This window comes from uncultured Tateyamaria sp. (assembly GCF_947504105.1).
In the GTDB taxonomy this organism is placed as follows: Bacteria; Pseudomonadota; Alphaproteobacteria; order Rhodobacterales; family Rhodobacteraceae; genus Tateyamaria.
In genome coordinates this window covers 1-24,195 of record NZ_CANNGP010000038.1, presented here as the reverse complement: position 1 = coordinate 24,195, position 24,195 = coordinate 1, and the positions used below count along the sequence as shown (strand labels likewise).

General features: G+C 59.3%; 25 protein-coding genes. 15 read left to right on the top strand and 10 right to left on the bottom strand.

Going from position 1 to position 24,195, the window contains the following annotated elements; all coding sequences use genetic code 11:
- Window positions 1–10: 10 nt before the first annotated feature.
- Together Q1A75_RS18635 and Q1A75_RS18630 are read right to left on the bottom strand one after the other, a co-directional pair.
- Window positions 11–664 carry a histidine phosphatase family protein gene (locus Q1A75_RS18635; RefSeq protein ID WP_299552107.1) on the bottom strand — a complete coding sequence of 218 codons (654 nt, stop codon included), beginning with the start codon at window positions 662–664 and terminating at the stop codon, window positions 11–13.
- A gap of 100 nt (window positions 665–764) precedes the next feature.
- On the bottom strand, window positions 765–1,808 hold the full coding sequence (locus Q1A75_RS18630; RefSeq protein WP_299552110.1) for an AbrB family transcriptional regulator: 1,044 nt from the start codon (window positions 1,806–1,808) through the stop codon (window positions 765–767).
- A gap of 150 nt (window positions 1,809–1,958) precedes the next feature.
- Here Q1A75_RS18630 and fdhF point away from each other — a divergent pair, with 150 nt between their 5' ends.
- A complete protein-coding gene (gene fdhF / locus Q1A75_RS18625; protein WP_299552113.1) occupies window positions 1,959–4,724 on the top strand; it encodes a formate dehydrogenase subunit alpha in 2,766 nt (921 codons plus the stop codon).
- A 73-nt stretch (window positions 4,725–4,797) separates the two neighbouring features.
- Here the strand turns inward: fdhF and Q1A75_RS18620 are convergent, their stop codons facing one another.
- Window positions 4,798–4,980 (bottom strand): hypothetical protein, encoded by a 183-nt coding sequence (locus Q1A75_RS18620; protein WP_299552116.1) that lies wholly within the window; start codon window positions 4,978–4,980, stop codon window positions 4,798–4,800.
- Between the two features lie 96 nt (window positions 4,981–5,076).
- Between Q1A75_RS18620 and Q1A75_RS18615 the strand changes: the two genes are divergently transcribed.
- Complete coding sequence (locus Q1A75_RS18615) at window positions 5,077–6,264, top strand: hydantoinase/carbamoylase family amidase (RefSeq protein WP_299552119.1); 1,188 nt, start codon at window positions 5,077–5,079, stop codon at window positions 6,262–6,264.
- Here Q1A75_RS18615 and Q1A75_RS18610 read toward each other — a convergent pair.
- From Q1A75_RS18610 to Q1A75_RS18595, 4 genes are all read right to left on the bottom strand, one after another.
- A complete protein-coding gene (locus Q1A75_RS18610; protein WP_299552122.1) occupies window positions 6,261–6,482 on the bottom strand; it encodes a WGR domain-containing protein in 222 nt (73 codons plus the stop codon). The two genes, Q1A75_RS18615 and Q1A75_RS18610, sit on opposite strands and share 4 nt — an antisense overlap.
- A gap of 27 nt (window positions 6,483–6,509) precedes the next feature.
- On the bottom strand, window positions 6,510–7,211 hold the full coding sequence (locus tag Q1A75_RS18605; protein ID WP_299552125.1) for a response regulator transcription factor: 702 nt from the start codon (window positions 7,209–7,211) through the stop codon (window positions 6,510–6,512).
- Entirely contained in the window at window positions 7,208–9,100 is a 1,893-nt protein-coding gene (locus Q1A75_RS18600) for a PAS-domain containing protein (protein ID WP_299552128.1), read from the bottom strand. Before Q1A75_RS18600 ends, Q1A75_RS18605 begins: the two co-directional genes overlap by 4 nt.
- 154 nt (window positions 9,101–9,254) lie before the next feature.
- A complete protein-coding gene (locus Q1A75_RS18595; RefSeq protein ID WP_299552131.1) occupies window positions 9,255–9,857 on the bottom strand; it encodes an SH3 domain-containing protein in 603 nt (200 codons plus the stop codon).
- Between the two features lie 402 nt (window positions 9,858–10,259).
- Here Q1A75_RS18595 and Q1A75_RS18590 point away from each other — a divergent pair, with 402 nt between their 5' ends.
- Window positions 10,260–12,275: an AMP-binding protein gene (locus Q1A75_RS18590; protein ID WP_299552134.1), complete on the top strand. Its 2,016-nt coding sequence runs from the start codon at window positions 10,260–10,262 to the stop codon at window positions 12,273–12,275.
- Window positions 12,276–12,400: 125 nt separating this feature from the next.
- On the opposite strand, the gene Q1A75_RS18585 is transcribed toward Q1A75_RS18590, so the two are convergent.
- Window positions 12,401–12,565 carry a hypothetical protein gene (locus Q1A75_RS18585; protein ID WP_299552136.1) on the bottom strand — a complete coding sequence of 55 codons (165 nt, stop codon included), beginning with the start codon at window positions 12,563–12,565 and terminating at the stop codon, window positions 12,401–12,403.
- A gap of 82 nt (window positions 12,566–12,647) precedes the next feature.
- Here Q1A75_RS18585 and Q1A75_RS18580 point away from each other — a divergent pair, with 82 nt between their 5' ends.
- The 5 genes from Q1A75_RS18580 to Q1A75_RS18560 all read left to right on the top strand — a co-directional run bounded on the left by Q1A75_RS18580 (window position 12,648) and on the right by Q1A75_RS18560 (window position 16,084).
- The gene (locus tag Q1A75_RS18580; RefSeq protein WP_299552138.1) at window positions 12,648–13,466 is read left to right on the top strand and encodes an ABC transporter ATP-binding protein; all 819 of its coding nucleotides are present in this window, start codon (window positions 12,648–12,650) and stop codon (window positions 13,464–13,466) included.
- The gene (locus tag Q1A75_RS18575) at window positions 13,459–13,902 is read left to right on the top strand and encodes a hypothetical protein (protein WP_299552141.1); all 444 of its coding nucleotides are present in this window, start codon (window positions 13,459–13,461) and stop codon (window positions 13,900–13,902) included. The genes Q1A75_RS18580 and Q1A75_RS18575 overlap by 8 nt, the downstream gene beginning before the upstream one ends.
- Window positions 13,892–14,479 (top strand): hypothetical protein, encoded by a 588-nt coding sequence (locus Q1A75_RS18570; RefSeq protein WP_299592685.1) that lies wholly within the window; start codon window positions 13,892–13,894, stop codon window positions 14,477–14,479. Before Q1A75_RS18575 ends, Q1A75_RS18570 begins: the two co-directional genes overlap by 11 nt.
- A gap of 71 nt (window positions 14,480–14,550) precedes the next feature.
- Window positions 14,551–15,060: a hypothetical protein gene (locus tag Q1A75_RS18565; RefSeq protein WP_299592686.1), complete on the top strand. Its 510-nt coding sequence runs from the start codon at window positions 14,551–14,553 to the stop codon at window positions 15,058–15,060.
- Window positions 15,053–16,084: a branched-chain amino acid ABC transporter permease gene (locus Q1A75_RS18560; RefSeq protein WP_299552150.1), complete on the top strand. Its 1,032-nt coding sequence runs from the start codon at window positions 15,053–15,055 to the stop codon at window positions 16,082–16,084. The genes Q1A75_RS18565 and Q1A75_RS18560 overlap by 8 nt, the downstream gene beginning before the upstream one ends.
- A gap of 12 nt (window positions 16,085–16,096) precedes the next feature.
- Here the strand turns inward: Q1A75_RS18560 and Q1A75_RS18555 are convergent, their stop codons facing one another.
- Complete coding sequence (locus Q1A75_RS18555; RefSeq protein WP_299552153.1) at window positions 16,097–16,426, bottom strand: SHOCT domain-containing protein; 330 nt, start codon at window positions 16,424–16,426, stop codon at window positions 16,097–16,099.
- A gap of 126 nt (window positions 16,427–16,552) precedes the next feature.
- On the opposite strand from Q1A75_RS18555, the gene Q1A75_RS18550 reads away from it, so the two are divergent.
- The 6 genes from Q1A75_RS18550 (at window position 16,553) to Q1A75_RS18525 (ending at window position 21,780) form a co-directional block, all read left to right on the top strand.
- Window positions 16,553–17,629 carry a branched-chain amino acid ABC transporter permease gene (locus tag Q1A75_RS18550; RefSeq protein ID WP_299552156.1) on the top strand — a complete coding sequence of 359 codons (1,077 nt, stop codon included), beginning with the start codon at window positions 16,553–16,555 and terminating at the stop codon, window positions 17,627–17,629.
- A gap of 90 nt (window positions 17,630–17,719) precedes the next feature.
- Window positions 17,720–18,994, top strand: coding sequence for an ABC transporter substrate-binding protein (locus Q1A75_RS18545; RefSeq protein WP_299552159.1), 1,275 nt, complete (start codon window positions 17,720–17,722; stop codon window positions 18,992–18,994).
- Window positions 18,995–19,062: 68 nt separating this feature from the next.
- A complete protein-coding gene (locus Q1A75_RS18540; RefSeq protein ID WP_299203797.1) occupies window positions 19,063–19,887 on the top strand; it encodes an ABC transporter ATP-binding protein in 825 nt (274 codons plus the stop codon).
- Window positions 19,888–19,899: 12 nt separating this feature from the next.
- Window positions 19,900–20,280, top strand: coding sequence for a cupin domain-containing protein (locus Q1A75_RS18535; RefSeq protein ID WP_299552163.1), 381 nt, complete (start codon window positions 19,900–19,902; stop codon window positions 20,278–20,280).
- Window position 20,281: 1 nt separating this feature from the next.
- Window positions 20,282–20,569, top strand: a complete 288-nt coding sequence (locus Q1A75_RS18530) for a hypothetical protein (RefSeq protein WP_299552166.1) — start codon at window positions 20,282–20,284, stop codon at window positions 20,567–20,569.
- The gene (locus tag Q1A75_RS18525; protein WP_299552169.1) at window positions 20,566–21,780 is read left to right on the top strand and encodes a phenylacetate--CoA ligase family protein; all 1,215 of its coding nucleotides are present in this window, start codon (window positions 20,566–20,568) and stop codon (window positions 21,778–21,780) included. The genes Q1A75_RS18530 and Q1A75_RS18525 overlap by 4 nt, the downstream gene beginning before the upstream one ends.
- Here Q1A75_RS18525 and Q1A75_RS18520 read toward each other — a convergent pair.
- Entirely contained in the window at window positions 21,777–22,133 is a 357-nt protein-coding gene (locus Q1A75_RS18520) for a DUF1428 domain-containing protein (protein ID WP_299552172.1), read from the bottom strand. The two genes, Q1A75_RS18525 and Q1A75_RS18520, sit on opposite strands and share 4 nt — an antisense overlap.
- A 204-nt stretch (window positions 22,134–22,337) precedes the next feature.
- Here Q1A75_RS18520 and Q1A75_RS18515 point away from each other — a divergent pair, with 204 nt between their 5' ends.
- Window positions 22,338–23,939 carry an iron ABC transporter permease gene (locus Q1A75_RS18515; protein ID WP_299552178.1) on the top strand — a complete coding sequence of 534 codons (1,602 nt, stop codon included), beginning with the start codon at window positions 22,338–22,340 and terminating at the stop codon, window positions 23,937–23,939.
- The last annotated feature ends 256 nt before the right edge of the window (window positions 23,940–24,195 follow it).

Here is a 24,195-nt window from a genome sequence, read left to right as displayed (position 1 = left end):
TTGTTCGACTTTACACATGCGTTTGCGCGTGATGCCGATCAGGGCGTTCCAGATGCGGGACGGCGTTGAACATCACAGGCGACCATGTGCCTCCGATGGGGTGCAGCCGATGCATCGAGGTGTTCATGATCGCAAGGGCGACATTGGCCATGGCCGAGACTTCAAGTCCCAGATGGAGCCGCATCGTCATTGCGATCAGTCCGCCCGAGGTGACGACGAGTGCCGGGCCGTCACCCTCGCCGATCTCGGTCAGAGCATCCTTGATGCGTTTTTCGAATTGCGAGAAACGCTCCGGTACGTTTTCAAGCTTGTCGTCCTGCCAATGGGCCAGAACTTTGGGAAAGTGGTGTACGAACTCTGACGGCTCGGTCGGGGCGGCGATGCCGTGTTCGGTTTCCAGCGCTTGCGCCATCGTGAAGTATTCCAGCTCGTTCAGCCGCGCATCTTCGGTTGCCTTCATGCCCGTTTCCATGCCGTTTGCCGTTTCGCGGTGCCGTCGGAGCGTGCCGGTATAGAGCCGCGTGTGGTGCTGATGCGTTACGCGCATGTGGTCGCCCAGCCACGCGGCCTGTTGGTGGCCAAGGTCGGAAAGCTGGTCGTAACTGGCTTCGTCCTTGGCATGTGTGTTGGCTTGGCCGTGGCGGATCAATGTGATGTGGGACATGGGAGCCTGCTGAGTATTTCGTCTTGTTCTAGGCGAGCGGTGTGTATGTGGAAAGTGCGGGTGCCTTCGGCGTTGGTTTATTTTGTGAAATGAAGATGGATCAGGCGCGTTTGATGCGCCCCACGAACGCAGGCAGCAGGATCGTGAGCAACAGCAGGCGGGCCACGTGGGCGGCAGCGACAAAGCCGGGATTTGCACCCAGCACAACACCCATTGCGATCATGGTTTCAAGGCCGCCCGGCGCAAAGGCAATCAGGACGTGGGTGGGGTCAAAGTCGAGCGCATAGACCACCGGCAGGGCTGCAACCATTGCTATGAAGATCGTCAGCGACGTGACCGTGAGCCCGGCCAAAAGCGAAGTCGCAAGGGCTGCGCGGGTGATACCGTCGAACCGGGCGCCGATCAACGTACCCACGGTCATCAGCCCGGCATAGCTGAGCCATGGTGCCATGACGCCCGGTGTGACTTCGGTCGCGTGGCCAAGGCTGGATGTGATCATGCCGCCAATCAACAGGGGGGCGGGCAGGCCGATCTTGTCGAGGGCATACCCGAGCGTGAGGCCACCCATAAGGAGCGCGGCAAGGTCGAGCCAGGCCAGCGGCAGGCCATTTGGCAGCACCTGCCCCGTCAGTTCAAAGCCGAAGGCGAGCGCGATGGCTGGCACTGTGAGCGTCAAGGCGAGCAGCCGGACCGACTGGATCACCACGATGCGGGTGGTATCAAGATGGAGCCCCGCCGAGAGCCCGACGACAAAGCTGAGATGACCGGGGGCGGATGCAAGATAGGCGCTGCGACGGTCCAGACCGAACCCATGGTGCAAGAGACGCCCGCAGAACAAAATTGTCGTCCAGAGCATCACTCCAAGTACTGCGAAGGCAAGGGGCCATCGCAACATGGCGTCTGTTGCGCTGCTGTCGACTCCGCTGCCGATGCTCACGCCAACAAGCAAGAAGACAAGGTTGCGTACGGTGTCGTCAATCCCAGTGCGCAACCCGGCGAGGGCAGCAAGGCTGACGACAAGCGCGGGACCCGTCAGCACCGCGATGGGAGCACCTATCATCTCAGCCAGGGCTGCCCCGATACCGCCCACGATCAGGGTTTGAGCCGTGATGCGCAAACTGTCGGGGGTGGGGCGTGAAAGCATGCGCAATCGCTACCCGTGTTGCCGGGGATGGGCAATGGTTGCGGATCGGAAACCTGCGTGGCGCAAAACCGGGGCTTGGTGTCGGGAATAGGAGTCCTATGCGCGTGACTTGCGCGCTACATAATATCAGACGGTAGGGAGACGTGCGCGATGACGGACAAGGTGACATTCACGCTGGATGGGCAAGAAGTGCAGGCTGAGGCTGGCATGACCATTTGGGAGGTTGCCAATGGGCGTGGTCTGGTGATCCCGCATCTGTGCCACAAACCTGCGCCCGGCTATCGCCCGGATGGGAACTGTCGGGCGTGCATGGTCGAGATCGAAGGTGAGCGTGTTCTTGCTGCCTCGTGCATCCGCGAACCGGCGGACGGGATGGTTGTCACGACCAATTCCGCGCGGGCCGAGAATGCGCGGAAGATGGTGGTCGAGATGCTGGTGGCGGATCAGCCCGAGCGCGATGTCGCCCACGACAAGTCCGCGCATCTTTGGGACATGGCCGAAATGAATGGCGTGTCCGAGAGCCGCTTTCCTAAGCTGGAAGAGGGGCGGATTCCGCTGCTTGACGACAGCCACGTGGCGATGTCCGTGAATTTGGATGCCTGCATTCAATGCGGCCTCTGTGTCCGTGCCTGCCGCGAGGTACAGGTCAATGATGTGATCGGCATGGCGGGGCGCGGCCACGATACTTATCCGACCTTCGACTTTGCCGACCCGATGGGCGAGAGCACCTGTGTCGCCTGTGGCGAGTGTGTACAGGCCTGTCCGACGGGGGCGCTGATGCCCTCGACCGTCGTGGACGATGCGCAGGTTGGTGACAGCGCCGATTATGATGATGAGGTCGAAAGCATTTGCCCGTTCTGCGGTGTGGGATGTCAGATCTCGCTGAAAGTGAAGGATGGTAAGGTCAAATATGTCGAGGGCATCAATGGTCCCGCGAATGAGGGTCGGCTGTGTGTGAAGGGCCGGTTCGGCTTTGACTACATCCACCACGATCATCGTCTGACCAAACCGCTGATCCGCCGCGAGGATGCACCCGCGAAGGGGTTGAACGTCGACCCGGGCAACTGGTCGACCCATTTCCGCGAAGCGTCTTGGGAAGAAGCGCTGGATTTCGCCGCAAATGGCTTGAAGGGTCGTGGGCGTGAAGTGGCTGGTTTTGGATCGGCCAAGTGCACGAATGAAGAGGCATACCTGTTCCAGAAGATGATCCGGCAGGGCTTTGGTCACAACAACGTGGACCACTGCACGCGGTTGTGCCACGCGTCGTCCGTTGCGGCGCTGATGGAGAATGTGGGTTCGGGCGCAGTGACCGCGACCTTCAACGAGATCGAGAATGCGGATGTGGCGATTGCCATCGGCTGCAACCCGATCGAGAACCACCCTGTCGCGGCCACCTATTTCAAGCAGTTTACCAAACGGGGCGGCAAGCTGATCGTCATGGACCCGCGCGGGCAGGCGTTGAAGCGCTTTGCCAGTCACATGCTGCAGTTCCGGCCCGGCGCGGATGTGTCGATGCTGAACGCGATCATGCATGTGATTGTCGAAGAGGGTCTTTATGACCAGCAGTACATCGACGCTTACACCGAGAATTGGGAGGCGGAGAAAGACCATCTGGCAGGCTTTACACCCGAGAAGATGGCTGAGATTTGCGGGATCGAAGCGGATGTGCTGCGCGATGTGGCGCGGACCTTTGCCGGGGCGAAGTCGGCGATGATTTTCTGGGGCATGGGCGTGTCTCAGCACATCCATGGGACGGATAACTCGCGTTGCCTGATCTCGCTGGCGCTGATGACGGGGCAGGTGGGACGCCCCGGTGCCGGGCTGCATCCGCTGCGGGGGCAGAACAATGTGCAGGGCGCGTCGGATGCAGGCCTGATCCCGATGTTCCTACCGGACTATCAGACCGTGACGGATGATGGCGTGCGTTCGGCCTTTACCGATGTGTGGGGTTCAGGTGATTTCTCCAATGAGAAAGGCCTGACGGTGACCGAGATCATGGATGCGGTCCACGCGGATGAGATCAAGGCGATGTATGTTCTGGGTGAGAATCCGGCCATGTCCGACCCGGATGTGGAGCATGCACGGGATGCGCTGGCCAAACTGGACCACCTTGTAGTGCAGGATATTTTCATCACTGAAACCGCCAACTATGCCGACGTGATCTTGCCAGCGAGTGCCTTTGCCGAGAAGACTGGCACGGTCACCAACACCAACCGTCAGGTGCAGATGGGGCGCCCTGCCGTGCCGCCACCGGGCGACGCCAAAGAAGATTGGTGGATCGAGGTGGAGTTGGCTAAGCGGTTGGGCCTGGGCTGGACCTATGACAGCCCGGCGGACGTGTTTGCCGAGATGAAGCTGAACATGAAGTCGCTGGATAATATCACGTGGGAGCGACTTGAGGGGCAGAACGCAGTCACTTACCCGTCGCTGTCGCCGGAGGATCCGGGCCAGGCCATTGTGTTTGGTGATGGCTTCCCTCGCCCCGATGGGCGCGCACGGTTTACGCCTGCTGCGGTGATCCCGCCGGATGATGTGCCGGATGCTGACTATCCCATGATCCTGACCACCGGACGGCAATTGGAGCATTGGCATACCGGGTCGATGACCCGCCGTGCGACCGTGCTGGACGCTGTGGAGCCGGAGGCCAACTGCTCGCTTCACCCGTCGACCTTGCGCAAGCTGGGGGTGGTCCCAGGTGACATGGTGCGGCTGACCACCAAACGCGGGTCGATCGATATCATGGCGCGCGAAGATCGGGCCGTTTCGCCTGATATGGTGTTCGTGCCCTTCGCCTATGTTGAAGCCGCCGCCAACATCCTGACGAACCCTGCGGTGGACCCATATGGCAAGATCCCGGAGTTCAAGTTCTCGGCCGTGCGGGTTGAATCAGTGACCGGGGCCGTGGCCGCGGAATAGTCTGACCATCCGTTCTAGAGAAGAAAATCGCTCCTTGGATATGGTCTGGCGGGCTTTTCATTACTTCGATCTTCTAGATGCACAACGCTCCGGTGGGGACCAGTTCGAAGCCGGTGATTTCGAATTCATACATGTCAGAGCGGTCTGGCTTTTCGGCGCGCGCGATCAGCTTGCCCGCATCATTGGTGTAGACCGCATGAGCCGTATGCAAGGCGCGATAACAGTGGGTTCCATCTGGGTAATAGTATTTGATCATTGATCAGCCTTTCGTTTGATTATGTGGAACGTAGACGGGGCCGGTGTCACGTCTTGGCAACAGGCGGCAACCTGCAGCTGACAAGGACAAGAGACCATGATCGATCCGAATCGTTTTCTTGACGACCTGCATGCTCTGCGCCGGTTCGGGGCGGCGGGTGTCGGCAAAGGTGTGGTGCGCCCTGCCTATTCTGAGGCGGACATGGCCGCCCGGGATTGGTTGGCATCGCGTATGGCCGAGGCTGGTTTGACGCCGCGCTTTGATGCGATGGGGAACTTGTTTGGATTGGCAGAGGGGCCGTCGTTGCTGCTTGGGTCGCATTCCGACAGTCAACCGCAAGGCGGGTGGTTGGACGGCGCGCTGGGTGTCGTCGCAGCATTGGAGGTGGCACGGGTAAGCACTGGGTCCGGTGGCCCTGCCGTTTCGGTTGTATCCTTTCAGGATGAAGAGGGCCGGTATGGTGTTACGACTGGATCCAACGTGTGGTCCGGCGGCTTGTTCCAAGCCGATGCGGACGCGCTGACGGATCACGACGGAGTGCCGCTTGGGCAGGCGCGGCAGGTTGTCGGAGATCGCGCAGGCGCGCCTGTTGATCCGGCGCAGTTCACCGGCTTCGTCGAATTGCATATCGAGCAGGGCGCGACGCTGGACACCGCAGGCGAGCAGATAGGTGTCGTCACCGATATCGTCGGCATTCGGGATCGGGTGATCACACTGACCGGACAGCAGAACCATGCGGGAACCACGGCCATGGCTCTGCGGCGGGATGCGTTTCAGGGGCTGGTTGCTTTTTCCAGTCGGTTGAACGAGCGGTTGCGAAATGTGGTCACGCCGCAATCCGTTTGGACTATTGGGCATGTGGCGCTCAGCCCCAATGCGTCGTCCATCGTGCCGGGCCAGGTGCGCTTTTCCATGCAATGGCGGGATGCGGATGTGGCCCGGTTGGCACGGATGGAGGCGGTGATCGAGGAAACGCTGTCCAAGGTCGCAGCGGAACTGGACCTTGGTGTCGAGAAAGGGCCGCTTCTGGGATTGGAGCCCGTGGCGATGGATGTTGATCTGTGCGCGCAGCTTGAAGCAGGTGCCGAGATGGTGGCACCGGGCAAATGGCGGCAGATGCTGTCCGGTGCCTTGCATGACGCGACAAATGTGGCCCGGTGTATGCCGGTTGCGATGCTGTTCGTGCCTTCAATCGGTGGCATCAGCCATGCGTTCGAGGAAAATACGGATGAGGCCGATCTTGTGGCGGGCCTGCACGTGTTGGCCCATGCTGCCGGGCTTTAGGCCGCGCGGGCGTAGCCGCGTTTGAGGGCCCGTTGCCTGTAACGGTCGGCGGCTGTGGATGCGGCGCGCAGATCGCTGTGGCAGGTTACACGCTGGCAGGGCTTGCCGCCGATCAGCCCCCACTCGATGACAACGGACGCTTCGGCAAACAGGTTCAGTGTGATCTCAACCCGATAAAACCGGCTGTGACTGGAACGGTAGAGGAGTGCTTCAATCATGTTTCGATTCTGCCACGGGTTGAATCGTCATGTCCACTGTACATCGCCCAAAAAGATGTAACCGGCGCCATAGATGGTTTTGATTAGGCGTGGGTTCTTTGGGTCTTCGCGCAGCTTGGTGCGCAGGCGACTGATGCGTACATCCATGGCACGATCAAAGCTGTCACCGGCACCACCGCCCAGGCTTTCCTGCATCTGTGCCCGGCTGATCAACCGTTTGGGCGCATCAAGGAAAAGTCGTAGCACCTCGCCCTCAGCATGGGAAAACGGGGTTTCCTGCCCGGAATCGTCGGTCAGTGTGTAGCTGTCAAAAGAGGCCTCCCATCCATTGAAGCGGGCGATCTGCCCGGTTTGGGTTGCTGCCTTGGGCGTGCGTAGTCGGACGCGGATACGAGCTACCACCTCGGCCGGATCGAAAGGTTTGATGATGTAGTCGTCGGCCCCAAGCTCCAATCCGGTCACACGGTCTTGCACCTGCGCGCGGCCGGAAATGATGATGACGGCGGCCCCTTGCTCAAGCGCCAGTTTGTGCACGAGGGCAAGGCCGTCGGTATCCGGCAGTCCCAGGTCAACGAGGCAGACGTCGGGTTTGTGAGATTTCAGCGCCGCCTCGAACGCTGCCGCGCGGGAAAAGGACAGGGTGCGAAACCCTGCCTCTTCCAGCGCATCGGACAGGATGGTGCGGATTGCCGGTTCGTCGTCAAGGATGGTGACAAGCGGTTTGGTCATGCGGCATCTGCCCGAAGAAGGGCGGCAAGGTCGGACGCCTCAAACGGTTTGCGCAGGACTGGAGCGGCACGAATGGCACTCTGGTACGTGGTATCGCCGGGGGGCAACGATGTCATCAGGATCACGGGCAGGGTACCGTTCAGTTGAGTGGCAAGGTCAATACCCGTACGGGCGCCGGACCCAAGATTGATGTCCGACAGCACAAGGCCGATATCGGGCAGGTCGGCGGTGAGAGCGATGGCCTCGTCCACACCTGCAGCTTCGATCACTGCATGGCCCATGGTCATCAGCAGATCACGGTAGTGCTGACGCAGGTCAGGGTCATCCTCAACCAGCAGAACAAGCGCACCGGCCAATTGCGGTGCCGGGCGCAGGGGCAGGCGCAACCGAACCTGTGCGCCGATGTCTCCGTTGTCCAGTTTCAGATCACCACCTGCGCGTTTGGTCATGTCGTACACCATGGGCAGACCCATGCCCGACCCTTCGGACCCCTTGGTGGTAAAGAACGGATCGAACCCATGCTCCAGCGCGTCATTCGAAAATCCGGGGCCGGTGTCGGCGACCGTGAATTCGATCCATGTGTCGTGGACTGGACGCGCTGACAAGGTTATTTCCCCCGTTGTGCCGCAGGCGTCGCGGGCATTCAGAATAAGGTTCAGCAGGCTGTCCTTGACCAACCCAGGGTCCAGCATGTGTGGCCCGGTTACGGTGGTGTAGGTGCTGAGTGTGAGGTCGGGTGGCAGGGTTGATTGCGCCATGGTGGTCACGTCGCTGAGTAGCGTTTCAATGTCTGTGGCCGCAGGACGCATGGCGCGGCCTGCTGTCATGTCGGCAATGGCGTTCAGCAGCTCACCGCCGCGGCGGGTGGCGGACAGCGTGCCGTCGATCAGGTTCTGTGCGCCGTGGGGGAGGTCGCCCATACGAGCCAGCTTGGCTTGCAGGCCCAGGATTATGGTCAGCAGGTTGGAAAAGTCATGCGCCATACCCGATGTCATCTGCGCAGCCAATGTGCGACGGCGGTTCTGTTGCAGAGCGACACGGGCCTGCGTCTCTTCGGTAATGTCCATGGACAGGATATAAACACCGCCTGACTCTTCCGGTGTGAATGCCACGCGGATACGTCTGGCGCTCGCTTCATCGGTGAATTCAAAGACGGATGCCTCACCTCTGTAGGCGCGGGTAAGGTTGGACGCGATGCGACCATAGGCAAAGGTGCCGAGCGCGTCCGAGATGTGTTGCCCGACGATATCAGACGGGCGGCTTGGAATGACTGTACTAAGCCGTCTGTTGGAGTAGGTGTAATGACCACTGGCATCTACAAGCGCGATGTGGGCTGGCATCATCTCGGTTGTCAGGCGCGTGCGGGCCTCGGTCTCTGTCAATTGGCGCTTAGCTTCTTCCAGCGCGGCCACGGTCGCGGCCAGTTGGCGGTTCGTGGCACTCAGGGCTTCGGTATGTTGCAGAACTTGATCTGAAAGCTCTGTGGCGCGGGCGCGCAACAATGCCTCCTGTGCCTTGATATGCGAAATGTCGGTATAGACAGTGACCCAACCGCCTTGCGGCAGGGGTGACCCTTCGACACTGATGGTACGGCCATTGGCACGGGTGCGTTCCATGTAATGCGGCTCGAAGGCAAGCGCCTGATCCACACGTTCCTGCACAAAGCTGTCCAGATCATCAACCGGGCCATATTCGCCGCGCTTGGCCAGATGCGTGATGGTTTCGCGAAAGGTTGAGCCGGGAGTGACGAGTGCGTCGGGCAGATCAAACATCTGCTGGAACGGCGCGTTGCAGACCGCAAGCCGCAAATCCTGATCATAGATCGTCAGCGCCTGCGCGATCAGGTTCAGGCCAGAGGCCGTGAGTGATGCCATGTGATCCTGTGACATGGCCCATGGCTAGCATTGGATTTGGCAAGCGTACAACGGGTCCGCGCTGTTGAACGTCAGATAAGCCTAATCTTCGTGTCACGGGTCACCGAATTTGTCGGGATTTCACAGTGTATGCGACACGCCGCGTGGATCAGGAAAGCCTCCATTATGCCTATTGCAGGCTACAACACCCGGTGTTTCCGTCACTGTCAAAGCAGTGAAAGCCATATGTGGCGTCACTCATGCTGTCATGACATCGGCCTGGCACGATGTTGGAACTAACTTTGTTTTGTGCGCGTAACCAAACAAGCCGGGCGCCGGTTTCGCGGATATCAACATTGTTTGTATTGGGCGATTCACCGTCAAGAGCATGTGTCGCTTTTCCCTGAGGTGTGGATACCGTAACTCCATTCTCTGTCCGACGAAGTGACCAAAAAGGCTCTGCTCCAAAACACTGCAACGATGCGGGCAGACCCGCCGGATCCAAAACGTCCTGCATACGCTCAAGAAAACGACCCGAGACCCACCCGGTCTGTCCATCGACATTTACCATTGCCCAGTCGCCCTTAAAACTGAAATCGATGACCTCGATATCTGACGTGCTGTTCGGTATCGACCCTATCACCTCAGCCGCGACATCGGGACGTGTTCGGACATTCAAGACGTCATCTGTTGTAACATCGACGACCTGATACAGCGCAGGCAGCAGAGGCGGTACGTCGTCAGCCTGAGCGATAAAAGGTGCAAACAACAGGGCGACGATCAAACGATACATGTATTTTCCAACGAGGTTTTGCCTTGTATAGAAGGACGCCCATCCACGCGCGAGAGCAGTTGCTCAGGACGATAACGGCACAATAATGGCCCATCAACACAACGGCCTCTGTGATCCGTGCCACGGCTGAAATCTGCCAGCTGCCCCTCGCTCGACTTGGATGATCGTCGGCAACTTGCGCAAAGCTGCCATCAGTTCAGGTCAGTGTGACACCTTGGGCATGGTGCTCTGACGCAGCTGTTCGCCCGGGCCTTGGATTTTGCAGATATCCGAAAAACGATGCGTGACGGATCACATGTGCCCTCTGTTACAATTCGTAAGGTTTGGGAAAACATCAGGAAAAAGTTGACGCGCAGCGTATGGACGACATCCTTAGACGCAGCAAGAATCGTCTGAGCGATCATGCGCACCGCTTTGGGAGAGGGGGTGCGCTGGGGAGGAATATACGTGGTCAAGTCGTCCGAGGGCGCAAGCGGGCTGAAATCCGTACCTGCGCTGCTACACCGGAATGCCAAGGAATTCGGATCGGCCCTAGCCTATCGCGAGAAAGAGTTCGGGATATGGCAGAGCTGGACCTGGTCGGAAACGTTGGAAGAGGTCGAAGCGCTGGCGCTCGGGCTGATTGATTTGGGCGTGCAACCCGGCGACCATATCGCCGTCATCGGGCGCAACCGTCCGTACTTGTACTGGTCCATGATGTCCGCGCAGATGGCAGGCGCGATCCCAGTACCGCTTTATCAGGACGCCGCAGCCGACGAGATGGCCTATACCCTCGACCATTCCGGTGCGCGGTTCGTGATCGCAGGCGATCAGGAGCAGGTCGACAAGGTGATCGAGGTGCAGGGCCAACTGCCCGAATTCGAGCAGATGATTTACCTCGATCCGCGAGGTTTGCGGAAATACGATCATTCCAAGCTGCATCAGTATAGCCATGTGCAGGATGCTGGCCGGGCCAAGCGGGATGAGCTGACGCCGGAAATGGCCAAACGGATCGCGGTTCTGGACTACGACAGCACGTGCGTAATGCTTTATACCTCTGGAACGACGGGAAAACCCAAGGGCGTCGTGCTGTCCAACCGAAACGTGATCGAGACATCGAAATCGTCGTCCGAATTTGATGGATTGCGCCAAACCGACGACATCCTCGCCTATCTGCCGATGGCATGGGTCGGTGATTTCATCTTTTCCGTGGGGCAGGCGCTGTGGTCGGGCTTCTGCACGAATTGCCCTGAGAGTGCTGACACGATGCATGTGGACCTGCGCGAAATCGGGCCAACCTACTATTTCGCCCCGCCGCGTGTGTTCGAGACGCAACTGACTAACGTGATGATCCGGATGGAGGATGCTGGCGCGTTCAAGCAGCGGATGTTCCACTACTTCATGGCGCACGCCCGCAAGGTTGGTCCCGCCATTCTGGATGGCAAGCCCGTGGGGTTCATGGACCGGATCAAATACGGGTTGGGTGAGTTGATGGTCTATGGGCCACTCAAGAACACGCTTGGCTTTTCGCGTGTGCGCGTTGGCTATACGGCGGGCGAGGCGATTGGCCCAGAAATCTTTGATTTCTATCGCTCTTTAGGAATTAACCTGAAGCAGCTTTATGGTCAGACCGAAGCGACCGTATTCATCACCGCCCAGCCAGATGGCGAGGTGCGCAGCGACACGGTGGGTGTGCAATGCCCCGGCGTGGAGCTGAAGATAGAGCCCAATGGCGAGGTGTTCTATCGCTCGCCCGGCGTGTTCGTGGAGTATTACAAGAACGCGGAAAGCACTGCCGATACCAAGGATGCCGAAGGTTGGGTGGCCACTGGCGACGCTGGTTTCATTGAAGAAGACACCGGTCATCTGCGCATTATCGACCGAGCCAAGGATGTGGGTCAGATGGCGTCAGGCGCGCTGTTCGCGCCCAAGTATGTCGAGAACAAGCTCAAGTTCTTCCCCAACATCCTCGAGGCCGTGGTCTTTGGCGATGCACGCGAGGAATGTACGGCTTTCATCAACATTGACCTGACGGCGGTTGGCAACTGGGCCGAGCGGAACAACATCGCCTATGCGTCTTATCAAGAGCTGGCGGGGCATCCGCAGGTTCTTGCGACCATCCAGGCGCATGTTGAGGATGTGAACCAATCCGTGGCCGAAGACGAGATGCTGTCTGGCTGCCAAGTGCATCGCTTCATTGTGTTGCATAAAGAACTTGACGCTGATGACGGTGAGTTGACCCGCACGCGTAAGGTTCGCAGACGCATCATTGAGGAGAAATACGCCGACATCATCGCGGCGCTCTATGACGGATCGGTGCTGGTGTCGACGACAACCGAGGTAACCTACGAGGACGGGCGCAAGGGTTCGATTTCAGCGACGCTCGAGATCCGGTCGGCGGCCACATCCGCCGTTGCGCAGAAGATGGCGGCGGAGTGAGGATGCTGGAACGACGCTCGGCTGCGCCATCGCCCCGCCCACCATCCCGTTGCGGAGGATTGCAGAGGGTGATTGCACCTCGGCTCTCTGGCAGGGAAGTCTTTGGAATATGGACGGACCTGATGTCAGTCTTCGAACACGTGCCGCACGGCACAGACGAGGCGGTTGTCGCCAGTGAAATGTCCGATGTTCCGTCGCATGACCTTGCGCGTTTCCGCAGCGCTCAGCCCCTTTCGACGGAAATCGAATGCGAGTTTCAGCAGGTAGCGGCGTTCAAGTGCGTCAAACATTGGGAACCCTCCGAAATGTGTCCCGAGCTTGCACATAAATTGGTTAACATCCCGCTTAGCGCGCGGACGATGGAGATGATGCATGCTTGATCAGACCGAAGGCTACACCACCGCCGATGGCCGCAAGATCGGCGGCGTAGTTATGGAAATGAAGAACATCACCCTGCGCTTTGGTGGGGTTGAGGCGATCAAGGATATTTCGTTTGACATCCGCGAAGGCGAAATTCGCGCCATCATCGGGCCCAACGGTGCTGGTAAGTCGTCGATGCTGAATGTCATCTCTGGTTTTTATATCCCCCAAGAGGGGCAGGTGTATTACAAGGGCGCCCCACGGCCACAGATGAAACCGTTTGAAGTGGCCCGTCAGGGGATTGCACGGACGTTTCAGAACATTGCCCTTTTTGAGGGTATGTCCGTGCTTGATAACGTCATGACCGGGCGTTTGACCCATATGAAGACGGGTCTGTTTGGGCAGGCCATATGGCGGGGGAAAGCCGAGGCCGAGGAGACGGCCAACCGCGAAATCGCTGAGAAAATTATCGATTTCCTTGAAATTCAAGCCATCCGCAAGACGCCTGTGGCACGGCTGCCCTACGGACTGAAGAAACGGGTGGAACTGGCCCGGGCGTTGGCGGCTGAGCCGTCACTCTTGCTGCTGGATGAGCCCATGGCGGGCATGAACGTTGAAGAGAAGGAGGACATGAGCCGCTTCATCCTCGACATGAATGATGAGTTTGGGACCACCATCGCGCTGATCGAACACGACATGGGTGTTGTCATGGACCTGTCCGACAGGGTGGTCGTGATGGACTATGGAAAGAAGATCGGCGATGGCACGCCAGACGATGTGCGCAACAACCAGGATGTGATCGACGCCTATCTTGGGGTGTCACATGATTAAGGCGCTGGCGCTTGTCGGAACATTCGTGTCTGGGCCCCTCTGGGCCGGATCGGCATGGGATATGTTCGAAGCGCGCTGTCTTGATCCCTATGAACATCTGACGGAACCAGTTGTTGATGGCCTTGCCGTGCAGCCCGTCGACGGCATGCACGAAAGCCTGCGTGCATATGGCCCGACCGACGATGGTTATCTTTTGGTGCTGGATGCCGCGCCCACTGCCGGTGAACGCACCTGTTCCGTGTACAAGCTCGGCAACACGGATTTCGAACCTACTTTTGTGTCTTGGGCAGAGGCCAACAAGACCAGCGGGCGCTATCTGCCAGAGCCCGGGCGCTATGTCAGTAACCAATGGATCGAACCTCAGTTGCACCTGATGGCCGAGATTCGGCCTGAGGGCCTGCACTATCAAGTGATGGAGACGGACCTTGAGAGCTAGGCTCCTGGCCATATGTGCCGCCCTCTGGGCCGGTCCTACGCTGGCAGGGGAACCAGCGATCTGTGATCCGGCTCAGCCTGAGATGGCGGGCCTGTGCAGCGTGATCGAAACGCGTTGCATGCCCTATCTTGAGGACCCGGCCAGCCTGTCGCCGCGTGATATCATGCCGATCCCGCGCACCTTCCGCCGGTACTTTGAAAGTACACTGAATTCCTATGCGCTTGGCTATCAGGAAACAGATTTGGACAACACGCTGGTGGTGTTCATGTATGACGAACCGGCGTGCGAGATCATCAGCCACGGGCTCAGCTATTCCGAGCTATTGGCGGCGTTCAACGAATGGCGGGGCGGGGCCGGTGCACGGTTTGTGTCAACAACCGCCTTTGAACCCGTCAGCCGAGTATCGATGGACCGCGCCTTTGCAGCGGCGTTCCTAGCCGCCCCACGCCGAGACGGACGGGTGACCGAGATCACACTGAACTGGAACCTGACATTTGAGGGGCTAACCCGTCTGCGGGTGAGTTATCAACCGCTTCGGGATCACACCGCTGACTTGATGGGGGTGGCAGTGAAATGAGACTATCCAAGCATCTGATGTTCGCGTTTGGCGGTGCCCTAGTCGCCCTTGCGGCAACGCCTGGATTCTTGATGGTCAAAGAACGTTTGCACGCAAAAAAGATGAGCGGAGATGTGGCGATGGCTGTCCAGACGGTTGTCGAAGACCATTGCGTGCCGTTTCTTGACGCTTGGGATGGCGGTAAAGCCGATCACTTTGACGGTACGGGACTGATAGTGCTGGCTGAACGCGATGGGCACCCACAGTTTTCCAACACGGCGAACTCCTTAAGGGTGACTCTCAGGCTTGTGGATAATCAAAACGCATCTTGCCTTGTGGAAAGCGTTCGTTCGCGTTGGACAGATAGCGATCGCGCAAATGTCGAGGACTACGCAACTGCGCTTGGTCTTAAATGGGTAGCGGAGCCTGCCAAGTTTATAGATTTGCGCGAGAAAACCGGCTTCTCTGTGCATCGTGTTTTTCGGCCCAAAGAAGAGACGGGGCGATTTGTGATGATCGCAACCACCGAACTAGTGCCCGGCAGTTTCCACACTTTTTTGAATGTGGGCAGGGCAGCCTTCGAGGAGGATAATGATGTCTGACCAACTGATCTATGCGAGCGAGGTTTTCCTCAACGGTCTGATGGCCGGGGTGCTTTATGCCCTAGTTGCTCTTGGCTTTGTCCTGATCTTCAAGGCTTCAGGTATCTTCAACTTCGCCCAAGGGGTCATGGCGCTGTTTGCGGCGATGACGCTGGTAGGTATACAATCCGGGCAAGTGCCATTCGCGCATCTGATCAACGCGATCTTCGGGACCAAGATTCATCACTTCGGATGGCATGTGCATTCGGTTGTCGCCATTCTGCTTACCGTCTTGGTGATGATCCTGCTGGCCTGGATGGTTCAGCGCTTCATCTTCAAGCATCTGGTGGGGCAGGAGCCAATTATCCTGTTCATGGCGACCATCGGTCTGGCGTACCTGCTGGAAGGCGTCGCCGACTTGATGTGGGGTTCTGAGATCAAGAAGCTGGATGTTTGTCTGGCCGAGGGCGCGTGCCTGCCGCAGGGCATCAACCTTGCCATTGACGAGGCGACGTTCAACCTGTTTGGCTACGGCTTCTTTATCGACAATCTGGACATCACGGCGACGATCATTGCGATCCTGCTGGTGACGTCGCTGGTGATCTTTTCGCAATACACCAAGCAAGGTCGGGCCATGCGGGCAGTGGCGGATGATCACCAGGCGGCTTTGTCTGTGGGGGTGTCGTTGAATTACATCTGGATCCTGGTCTGGTCGGTAGCGGGTTTCGTGGCGCTGGTTGCCGGCATCATGTGGGGCGCGAAATCGGGGGTGCAATTCTCGCTATCACTGATCGCATTGAAGGCCCTGCCGGTGTTGATGCTGGGTGGCTTTACCTCGATCCCTGGGGCCATCGTCGGCGGTCTGATTATCGGCGTGGGCGAGAAGCTCTTTGAGTTTTTCATGTCCTCGGGTGATCTGGCAGGTGCGTTCCTTGGCTTCACCATGAACGCGACCGAAAACTGGTTTGCCTATGTGCTTGCGTTGATCTTTCTGGTGTTCCGCCCGCAGGGCCTCTTTGGGGAGAAGATCATTGAACGTGTGTGACCCAACCCTTTGCTACCCATCCAACTGCCGGAACAACGTCACCGTCAACGCGGCAAGCACTGTGATGGACAATGTCATTGCCAGCATGAGGTCCCCGGTCAGCAACAAGGTCGAACCGGCACATAACGTCAGCACGAAGATGCACAGCAGTAGCGTTGGCCCAAGCCGCGCCGCAGGAGGGCGGCGTGGCACGGTACGCGCAGTTGCATGGACGGTTATCTCGTCCGCGTCCGGTACGGCCTCGAATAGCTTGGACTTGGCCGCCGCAAGATCGACGGCATTGATTTCACCCCGCGCATGCGCGGCATCGAGACGACGGATGTCGTCCAGAATTGCGGTCATAGATCCCACTCCATTTACCCAAGCTCAGATTGCCATGGGACCGGGCGGAAAATGTGGCAAAACGCAGAAACCCGACAGGTTGGTTAAAGCCGCGTTCACCACGCGCGCACTGGGAGGAGCAAGCTGATGTTCTATCGTGAGGCGGGCGATTTTTCGACGACATATCCGCAGGATAGCCAGACCTTCCCGATTAAGTTCGACCGCTATCGGTACTATGTCGTGCTGGCTGTGGCCGTGCTGGTCATGCCCTTCGTGATGACGGATTATCTGGTCAATTCTATCTTTTTGCCCTTCTTGATCTACGCCATTGCAGCGATCGGGCTGAACATCCTGACGGGATATTGTGGGCAGGTGTCGCTGGGCACCGGCGGGTTCATGGCTGTGGGTGCTTATGCCTGCTATAAGCTGATGACCGCGTTTCCGGATGTGAACATCTTTTTCCACGTCATCCTTGCTGGGGGCATTACGGCCCTTGTCGGCACCGCCTTTGGCTTACCAAGTTTGCGGATCAAGGGGTTCTACCTTGCCGTGGCGACACTGGCCGCGCAGTTCTTCTTGGTCTGGCTCTTCAACAAGGTGTCATGGTTCTACAATTACTCGGCCTCGGGTCAGATCAACGCGCCTGAGCGTACCGTGTTTGGCATCGAAGTCACCGGGCCGAATACCGAAGCATGGGCCACTTATCTGTTCTGTTTGGTCTTTACCGTCGGCGCCGCGATCCTGGCGCGTAACCTGACGCGCGGATCGATCGGGCGCGAATGGATGGCGATCCGTGATATGGACATCGCGGCCGAGATCATCGGGGTGAACCCGCTACGCGCCAAGCTGACGGCCTTTGCTGTGTCGTCCTTCTTTGTCGGTGTGTCGGGGGCCTTGTTCTTTGCGGTCTACCTTGGCGCGGTCGAAGTCGGCGAGGTGTTCGGTATCACCAAGTCATTCCTTGTTCTGTTCATGATCATCATCGGGGGCCTTGGGTCAATCTTTGGTTCCTTTGCCGGAGCCGCATTCCTGGTGGTCCTGCCCGTGGTCCTGAAAATCGTGGGTGTGGACCTGATGGGCTGGCCGACAGACATCGTGGCACACTTCCAACTTGTGATCGTGGGCGGTCTGATCATCATGTTCCTGATCCTTGAACCGCACGGGCTGGCGCAATTGTGGCGTGTTGCCAAGGAGAAATTGAGATTGTGGCCGTTCCCGCACTGACGGGGGGCCACCAAGAATGGCGGGGTGAACCCCGCCCTACGGATGGGCCGCAGGGCTCGCATCGGACAACCAATTAGGGAGGAATTACCGATGAAATACAAACTAGGCACCTACGCCGTCGCAGCCATGATGGTGGCAAGCCCGGTGATGGCGGACCTCGTGTTCCCATCGCTCAGCTACCGGACAGGCCCATATGCGGCGGGGGGCATCCCCTTTGCCGATGGCTACGCCGACTACTTTACACTGCTGAACGAACGTGATGGCGGCATCGGTGGCGTGGCAACGCGCGTGCTGGAATGCGAGACGGGCTACAACACCGAAAAGGGTGTGGAATGCTACGAGTCGACCAAGGGTGAAGGCTCACTGGTTTACCAACCGCTGTCGACCGGCATCACCTATCAGCTGATCCCCAAGACCACGGCTGACGGCATCCCCATGCACACCATGGGTTATGGCCGGACCTCGGCGGCGAATGGTGAGGTTTTCAGCCACACCTTCAACTACCCTGCCAACTACTGGAACGGGGCGTCGGGTGCGATCAACTACCTGATGAGCCAGGGTGACATAGCGGGCAAGAAAATCGCGCTGGTCTACCACAACTCCGCCTATGGCAAAGAGCCGATCCGCACGCTCGAAGAGCTGTCGGAAAAGCACGGCTTCGAGCTGATGCTGGTGGCCGTCGATCACCCCGGTCAGGAGCAAAAGTCGCAATGGCTGCAAATCCGCCGTGAGCGTCCCGACAATGTCATCATGTATGGCTGGGGTGTGATGAACCAGGTGGCGATCCAGGAAGCGGCGAACATCCGGTATCCGATGGAAAACTTCATCGGTATCTGGTGGTCCGGATCTGAAAACGACGTGCTGCCAGCAGGCGACGCGGCCAACGGCTACAAGGCGCTGACATTCCACGGTGTGGGCAGCGACTTCCCTGTCTTTGACGACATCCAGAAATACGTTGTGGATGCGGGTAAGGCGGCTGGTGCTGGTGATCAGATCGGCACGGTGCTCTACAACCGTGGCCTCTACGCCGCGATGCTGGCGGCCGAGGCGGCCAAGACCGCGCAGGACATCCATGGTGAGGCCGAGATCACGCCCGCGATGATGCGTGACGGCATGGAAGCATTGGAAATCACCGAGGCCAAGATGACCGAACTGGGTCTGCCAGGCTTTGGTCCATCCTTCAACGTGTCCTGCGAAAACCACGGTGGTCCGGGCCTGATCGGCATGACCCAGTGGGATGCATCGGCGGGCACATGGTCGCTGATCTCTGAATTTTCGGCCACGGACATGGATGTGATCCAGCCGCTGATCGACGAGGACAGCGCATCCTATGCCAGCGAGAACAACATCGAAGCGGGCTGCTAAGCCTGTGACCCGGCGGCGGCATCTGTCGCCGCTGGGATCCATGAGTATTTTGACAGGACAGGTGGCCCATGCTGGATGCCCAGGCACAGACCGAGACCGTTCTAGAGGTCAACAATATCGAGGTGATCTACAACCACGTGATCCTCGTGTTGAAAGGCGTCAGCCTCAAGGTGCCCAAGGGCGGCATCACCGCTTTGCTGGGCGGCAATGGCGCAGGCAAGACCACCACTTTGAAAGCCATTTCGGGCCTGCTGGCGTCCGAACGCGGTGAAGTGACCAAGGGGTCGATCCACTATCACGGCGAAAACACGGCCGAGAAGGACCCCGCCGATCTGGTCAAGCGCGGTGTCGTACAGGTGATGGAGGGCCGCCACTGTTTTGAGCACCTCACCGTTGAGGAAAACCTGCTGACCGGTGCCTATACCCGGACCGACGGCAAGGGCGCAGTCGCTGCTGATCTTGAGATGGTTTACAATTACTTCCCGCGGCTGCGTGAGCGCCGAAAAAGCCAGGCGGGCTACACCTCTGGTGGTGAGCAGCAGATGACCGCGATTGGTCGGGCACTGATGTCCAAGCCCGAGACGATCCTGCTGGACGAGCCGTCGATGGGGCTGGCGCCGCAGTTGGTCGAACAGATTTTCGGCATCGTGAAGTCTGTGAACGAGAATGAAGGCGTGACCTTCCTTCTGGCCGAGCAGAACACAAATGTGGCCCTGCGTTTTGCGCATTATGGCTACATCCTCGAATCCGGTCGTGTCGTGATGGACGGCCCTGCCGCCGAACTGCGCGAAAACCCGGACGTCAAAGAATTCTATCTCGGCATGTCGGACGAAGGGCGCAAATCCTTCCGCGACGTGCGGTCGTATCGCCGCCGCAAGCGGTGGCTCAGCTAAGGGAGAGTTGCGATGAAACACCTCATTCTGTCTGCAATGGCGCTGCTGATGGCAGGTGCCGCCTGGGCGCAGGACATCCAGCGCGAGGAACTCCGCCGCGCCGATGTGCCAGGGTCCGACACGATGGAAGTTGTCGTGACACGACTGACTGTGCCCGTCGGCGCGACCATCCCGCTGCACACCCATCCAGGTGACGAACATGCCATCGTGATGACAGCCGCCCGGGCTGAAGCGCCCAATGGGAACATTGTCGAGTTCGCTGTTGGAACGCCGCTCTATTTCCCCGAAGGGCAGGTGCATGGCGGTCTGACCAATATGGGCGACGAACCCATGGTCGCCATCACAACCCACGTGGTGCGCAAGGGTGAACCGCTGACCGTTCTGGCCAACTGACATGGACAAGATCGCCTGCCGCACCCCCGCCGAAGGGCGCGATGGGGTCACGAACATCCCGGCGTGGAAGTTCGACGCGGTGCGCGGCGCGATCCTCGGGGCCTTGGACGGTGGCACGGTCCTTTACAAGGATCTCAACGCGGCGGTGCAGGCGCGCCTGGATGACCAGACCCTTGCTGATCTTGGCAAACTCGGCTGGCATGTGGTGACCGTGAAACTGGAACTGGAAGTGCGGGGCGAGATCGAACGCCTCGATGTCAAAGGTCCGCAACAGATCAGAGCGGTATGAAAGAGATGTTGGACAAAGTGTACTACGACGATCTGGAAACACGCTCGACCGACGCGCGTCATACGGCTCAGCTTGAGGCGGTGAACGCTCAACTGGCCCGCGTGGCCGAGGCGGCTGGCAGCTGCCTGCCCGATATCGGCAAGCTCAAGTATCTCGACGACCTCGCTCATTTACCGGTTCTGCGCAAATCCGAACTCGCAAAATGGCAGGCGGAAAAGCCGCCCTTTGGTGGACTGCCGGTGTCCAACGTCGCCCATATCTTCCAATCCCCCGGCCCGATCTACGAACCGGGCGGTATCAGCCATGACTGGTGGCGCATGGGGCGGTTCCTACATGCGGCGGGCTTTGGTCCGGGCGACGTGGTGCAGAACTGCTTTGGCTATCATCTGACGCCTGCGGGTATGATCTTTGAAAACGGTGCGCGTGCAGTAGGGGCCAAGGTGTTGCCTGCTGGTACAGGGCAGACCGAACTCCAAGTGACAGCTGCGCGAGACGTAGGCACCACGGCTTACGCAGGGACGCCAGACTACCTGAAAATCATCCTCGACAAGGCGGATGAGATGGGTGTGACGCTTGGGATCACGAAGGCAGCCGTGGGTGGCGGTGCGCTCTTCCCGTCGCTGCGCGATCATTACAAAGACCGCGGCATCACCTGCATGCAATCCTACGCCACGGCGGATCTCGGCAACATCGCTTATGAGTCTTCAGCCCTTGAAGGGATGATCGTGGACGAAGGGGGCGTCGTCGAAATCGTCACTCCCGGTACAGGTGACCCGGTGCCCGAAGGTGAGGTCGGCGAAGTCATCGTGACCTCGCTCAATCCTGACTACCCGCTGATCCGCTTTGCCACTGGCGACATGAGTGCCATGCTGCCCGGACACAGCCCATGTGGCCGGACCAATATGCGGATCAAGGGCTGGATGGGCCGCGCCGATCAGACGACCAAGATCAAGGGTATGTTCGTCCGCCCCGAACAGGTAGCGGCATTGGTGGCCAAGCACCCCGAGGTCACCCGCGCCCGCGTTATCGCGCGGCGCGACGGCGAACAGGACGCAATGACAGTCCAGCTGGAAAGCCCTGGCGGAGATCAGGCAACCTATTTACAATCCGTGATCGACACCCTCAAGCTCAAAGGCACAATCGAGGTGCACGCCCCGAACACCTTGCCCAAGGACGGCCTCGTGATCGAGGATCAGCGCAGCTACGACTAGTCCGTGATCAGCACGGGCGCGAAGCCGCCAAAGATCATGCGCTGCCCGTCAAAGGGCATTGGGTTTTGGTCAGGCGACATGCGCGGGTCATCCATGACCTTGGCCCAGGCCGCATCCCGCGTGTCCTTGTCGGGCCACATGATCCAGCCAAGGCACACCTTTTCCCCTTCCTTCACGGCGACAGCCTTGTGCATCGAGGTGACTTCGCCTTCGGGCACATTGTCCTCCCAGGCATCGACAATGACATCGGCGCCGTATTCCTTGAATAGGGCGTGCTGGTCCTTGAGCCATGCGACATAGGTGTCGCGGTCTTCTGTGCGCACGGGGGCCATGAAGCCATCAATGTATGACATAACGCATCTCTCCTGCTTGGTGTGCCCTGAGCATATCAGATGTGGCGCATGTTTCGGGGCGCCTTGCTCCAAGGCGGGCACGCCAAAGGGCTGGAAACCCGATAGAAAACGTAAGATAACCCGGTGATCGCAGATGCAGGGTATCACGTGGCGCTGACCTCATTCTTCCAGTCCGACGCACCAAAAGGTGCCGCACCCCGTGCGCTGTCCATCATGGGGTGGACCGTTGCGCTGATCTGCCTTCTACCCATGCTTGCGGTGGCTCTTGCTGCGCTGACGGGCGGAACGGATACGCTGACGCATTTGCTCTCGACCGTGCTGTGGCGCTACACAGGCAATACGATCCTTTTGGTAGTCCTCGTGTCCACCGGAACCTTCGCCATCGGTGTGGGTGCGGCGTGGCTGGTCACGATGACTCGCTTTCCCGGTGCGCGCCTGTTCGAAATTGCGCTGGTGTTGCCACTCGCCTTTCCGGCCTACGTTCTGGCCTATGCCTACACCCATATCCTCGACCATCCGGGGATCGTGCAGACGACCCTACGGGATCTGACGGGTTGGGGGCCGCGGGACTACTGGTTTCCCGAAATTCGCTCGCTTGGTGGGGCGGCGGCCATGCTCGTGCTGGTGCTTTACCCCTATGTCTACCTGCTCAGCCGCGCCGCCTTCCTGCAGCAAAGCGGGTCCACCTTCATGGCCGCACGTGCGCTGGGATCCCGTCCGCTTGTAGCCTTCTTCCGGGTCAGCCTGCCACTTGCGCGCCCGGCCATCGCCGCCGGTGTGCTGCTGGCAGTGATGGAGACGATCGCCGATTTCGGCACCGTCGCCTATTTCGGCGTGCAGACCTTTGCCACCGGCATCTACACCAGCTGGTTCTCTTTGGGCGACCGGGCCGGAGCCGCGCAACTGGCGCTGTGCCTCCTGTCCTTCGCGCTGCTACTGGCGATCCTCGAACGGATGCAACGGGGGCAGGCCAAGTACCACGATCCCAGCCGCGGACAACGGCACCACCCGCCGCTCAAGCTGACGGGGTGGTCGGCTGGGGCCGCCATCACGCTCTGCGGCCTCCCAGTGCTTTTCGGCGCGCTCTTTCCCATCATCGCCCTGTTCAACATGGGGCTCGGGTCCGAGCAGGTGTTGACCAGCACACGGTATCTCGGCTTCATCCGCAACTCGCTTGTCCTGGCCTCCACCGCCGCAGTCCTGACGCTCGGGGCGGCCATAGCAGTTGGGTACTACATGCGCAGCCGCCCGGGCCGGTCCTCGACGACAGCAGCCTATATCGCGCGACTGGGTTATGCCGTGCCCGGGGGCGTGATCGCCGTGGGGCTGCTGGTGCCCTTTGCGGCCTTCGACAATGCGCTCGATGCATGGATGCGGACCACCTTTGACATATCGACGGGGCTGCTGATCACCGGGTCGATCTGGCTTCTGGTCTTTGCCTACATGGTTCGGTTCCTAGCCGCCGCCTTGGGTGCTTACGAAGGCGGGCAAGCTCTGGTGCACGCCAACATGGATGCGGCTAGCCGGTCGCTGGGCAAAGGCCCCTTTGCCACCCTGCGTCGGGTACACTTGCCGATCCTCACGCCCAGCCTGCTGACAGCCCTGCTGATCGTCTTCGTGGATGTGATGAAAGAGCTTCCGGCCACCCTGATCATGCGCCCGTTCAACTACGACACGCTGGCAGTGCAGGCGTATCGGCTTGCATCAGACGAACGCCTGAACGGTGCGGCGGTCCCCAGCCTCGTTATAGTGGCCGTAGGTCTCTTGCCCGTGATCCTGATCTGCCGCCAGGTGCGTCGCCGCTAGGGCGGAGGACATCCCTGCGCTACGAAGACGAAGCCATAGTGTTGCCCATTGCACGGCAGTGTTGGCCTGCGCGAATGGCGAGATTCCCAAGGCTGGGTGAACGCGCGTTGAGACAGATGCTGTGCAACAGCCTTAAGGCCGAAATGCGCAGAGAGATGACTTTTAGTACAGCTTCTTAAATGACTTGTGTGGATGGCACCCGCATAGCAAGGGTTAAATGGGATTGCGTGTACCTTTTCAGAAGCGGTCTTGTGTC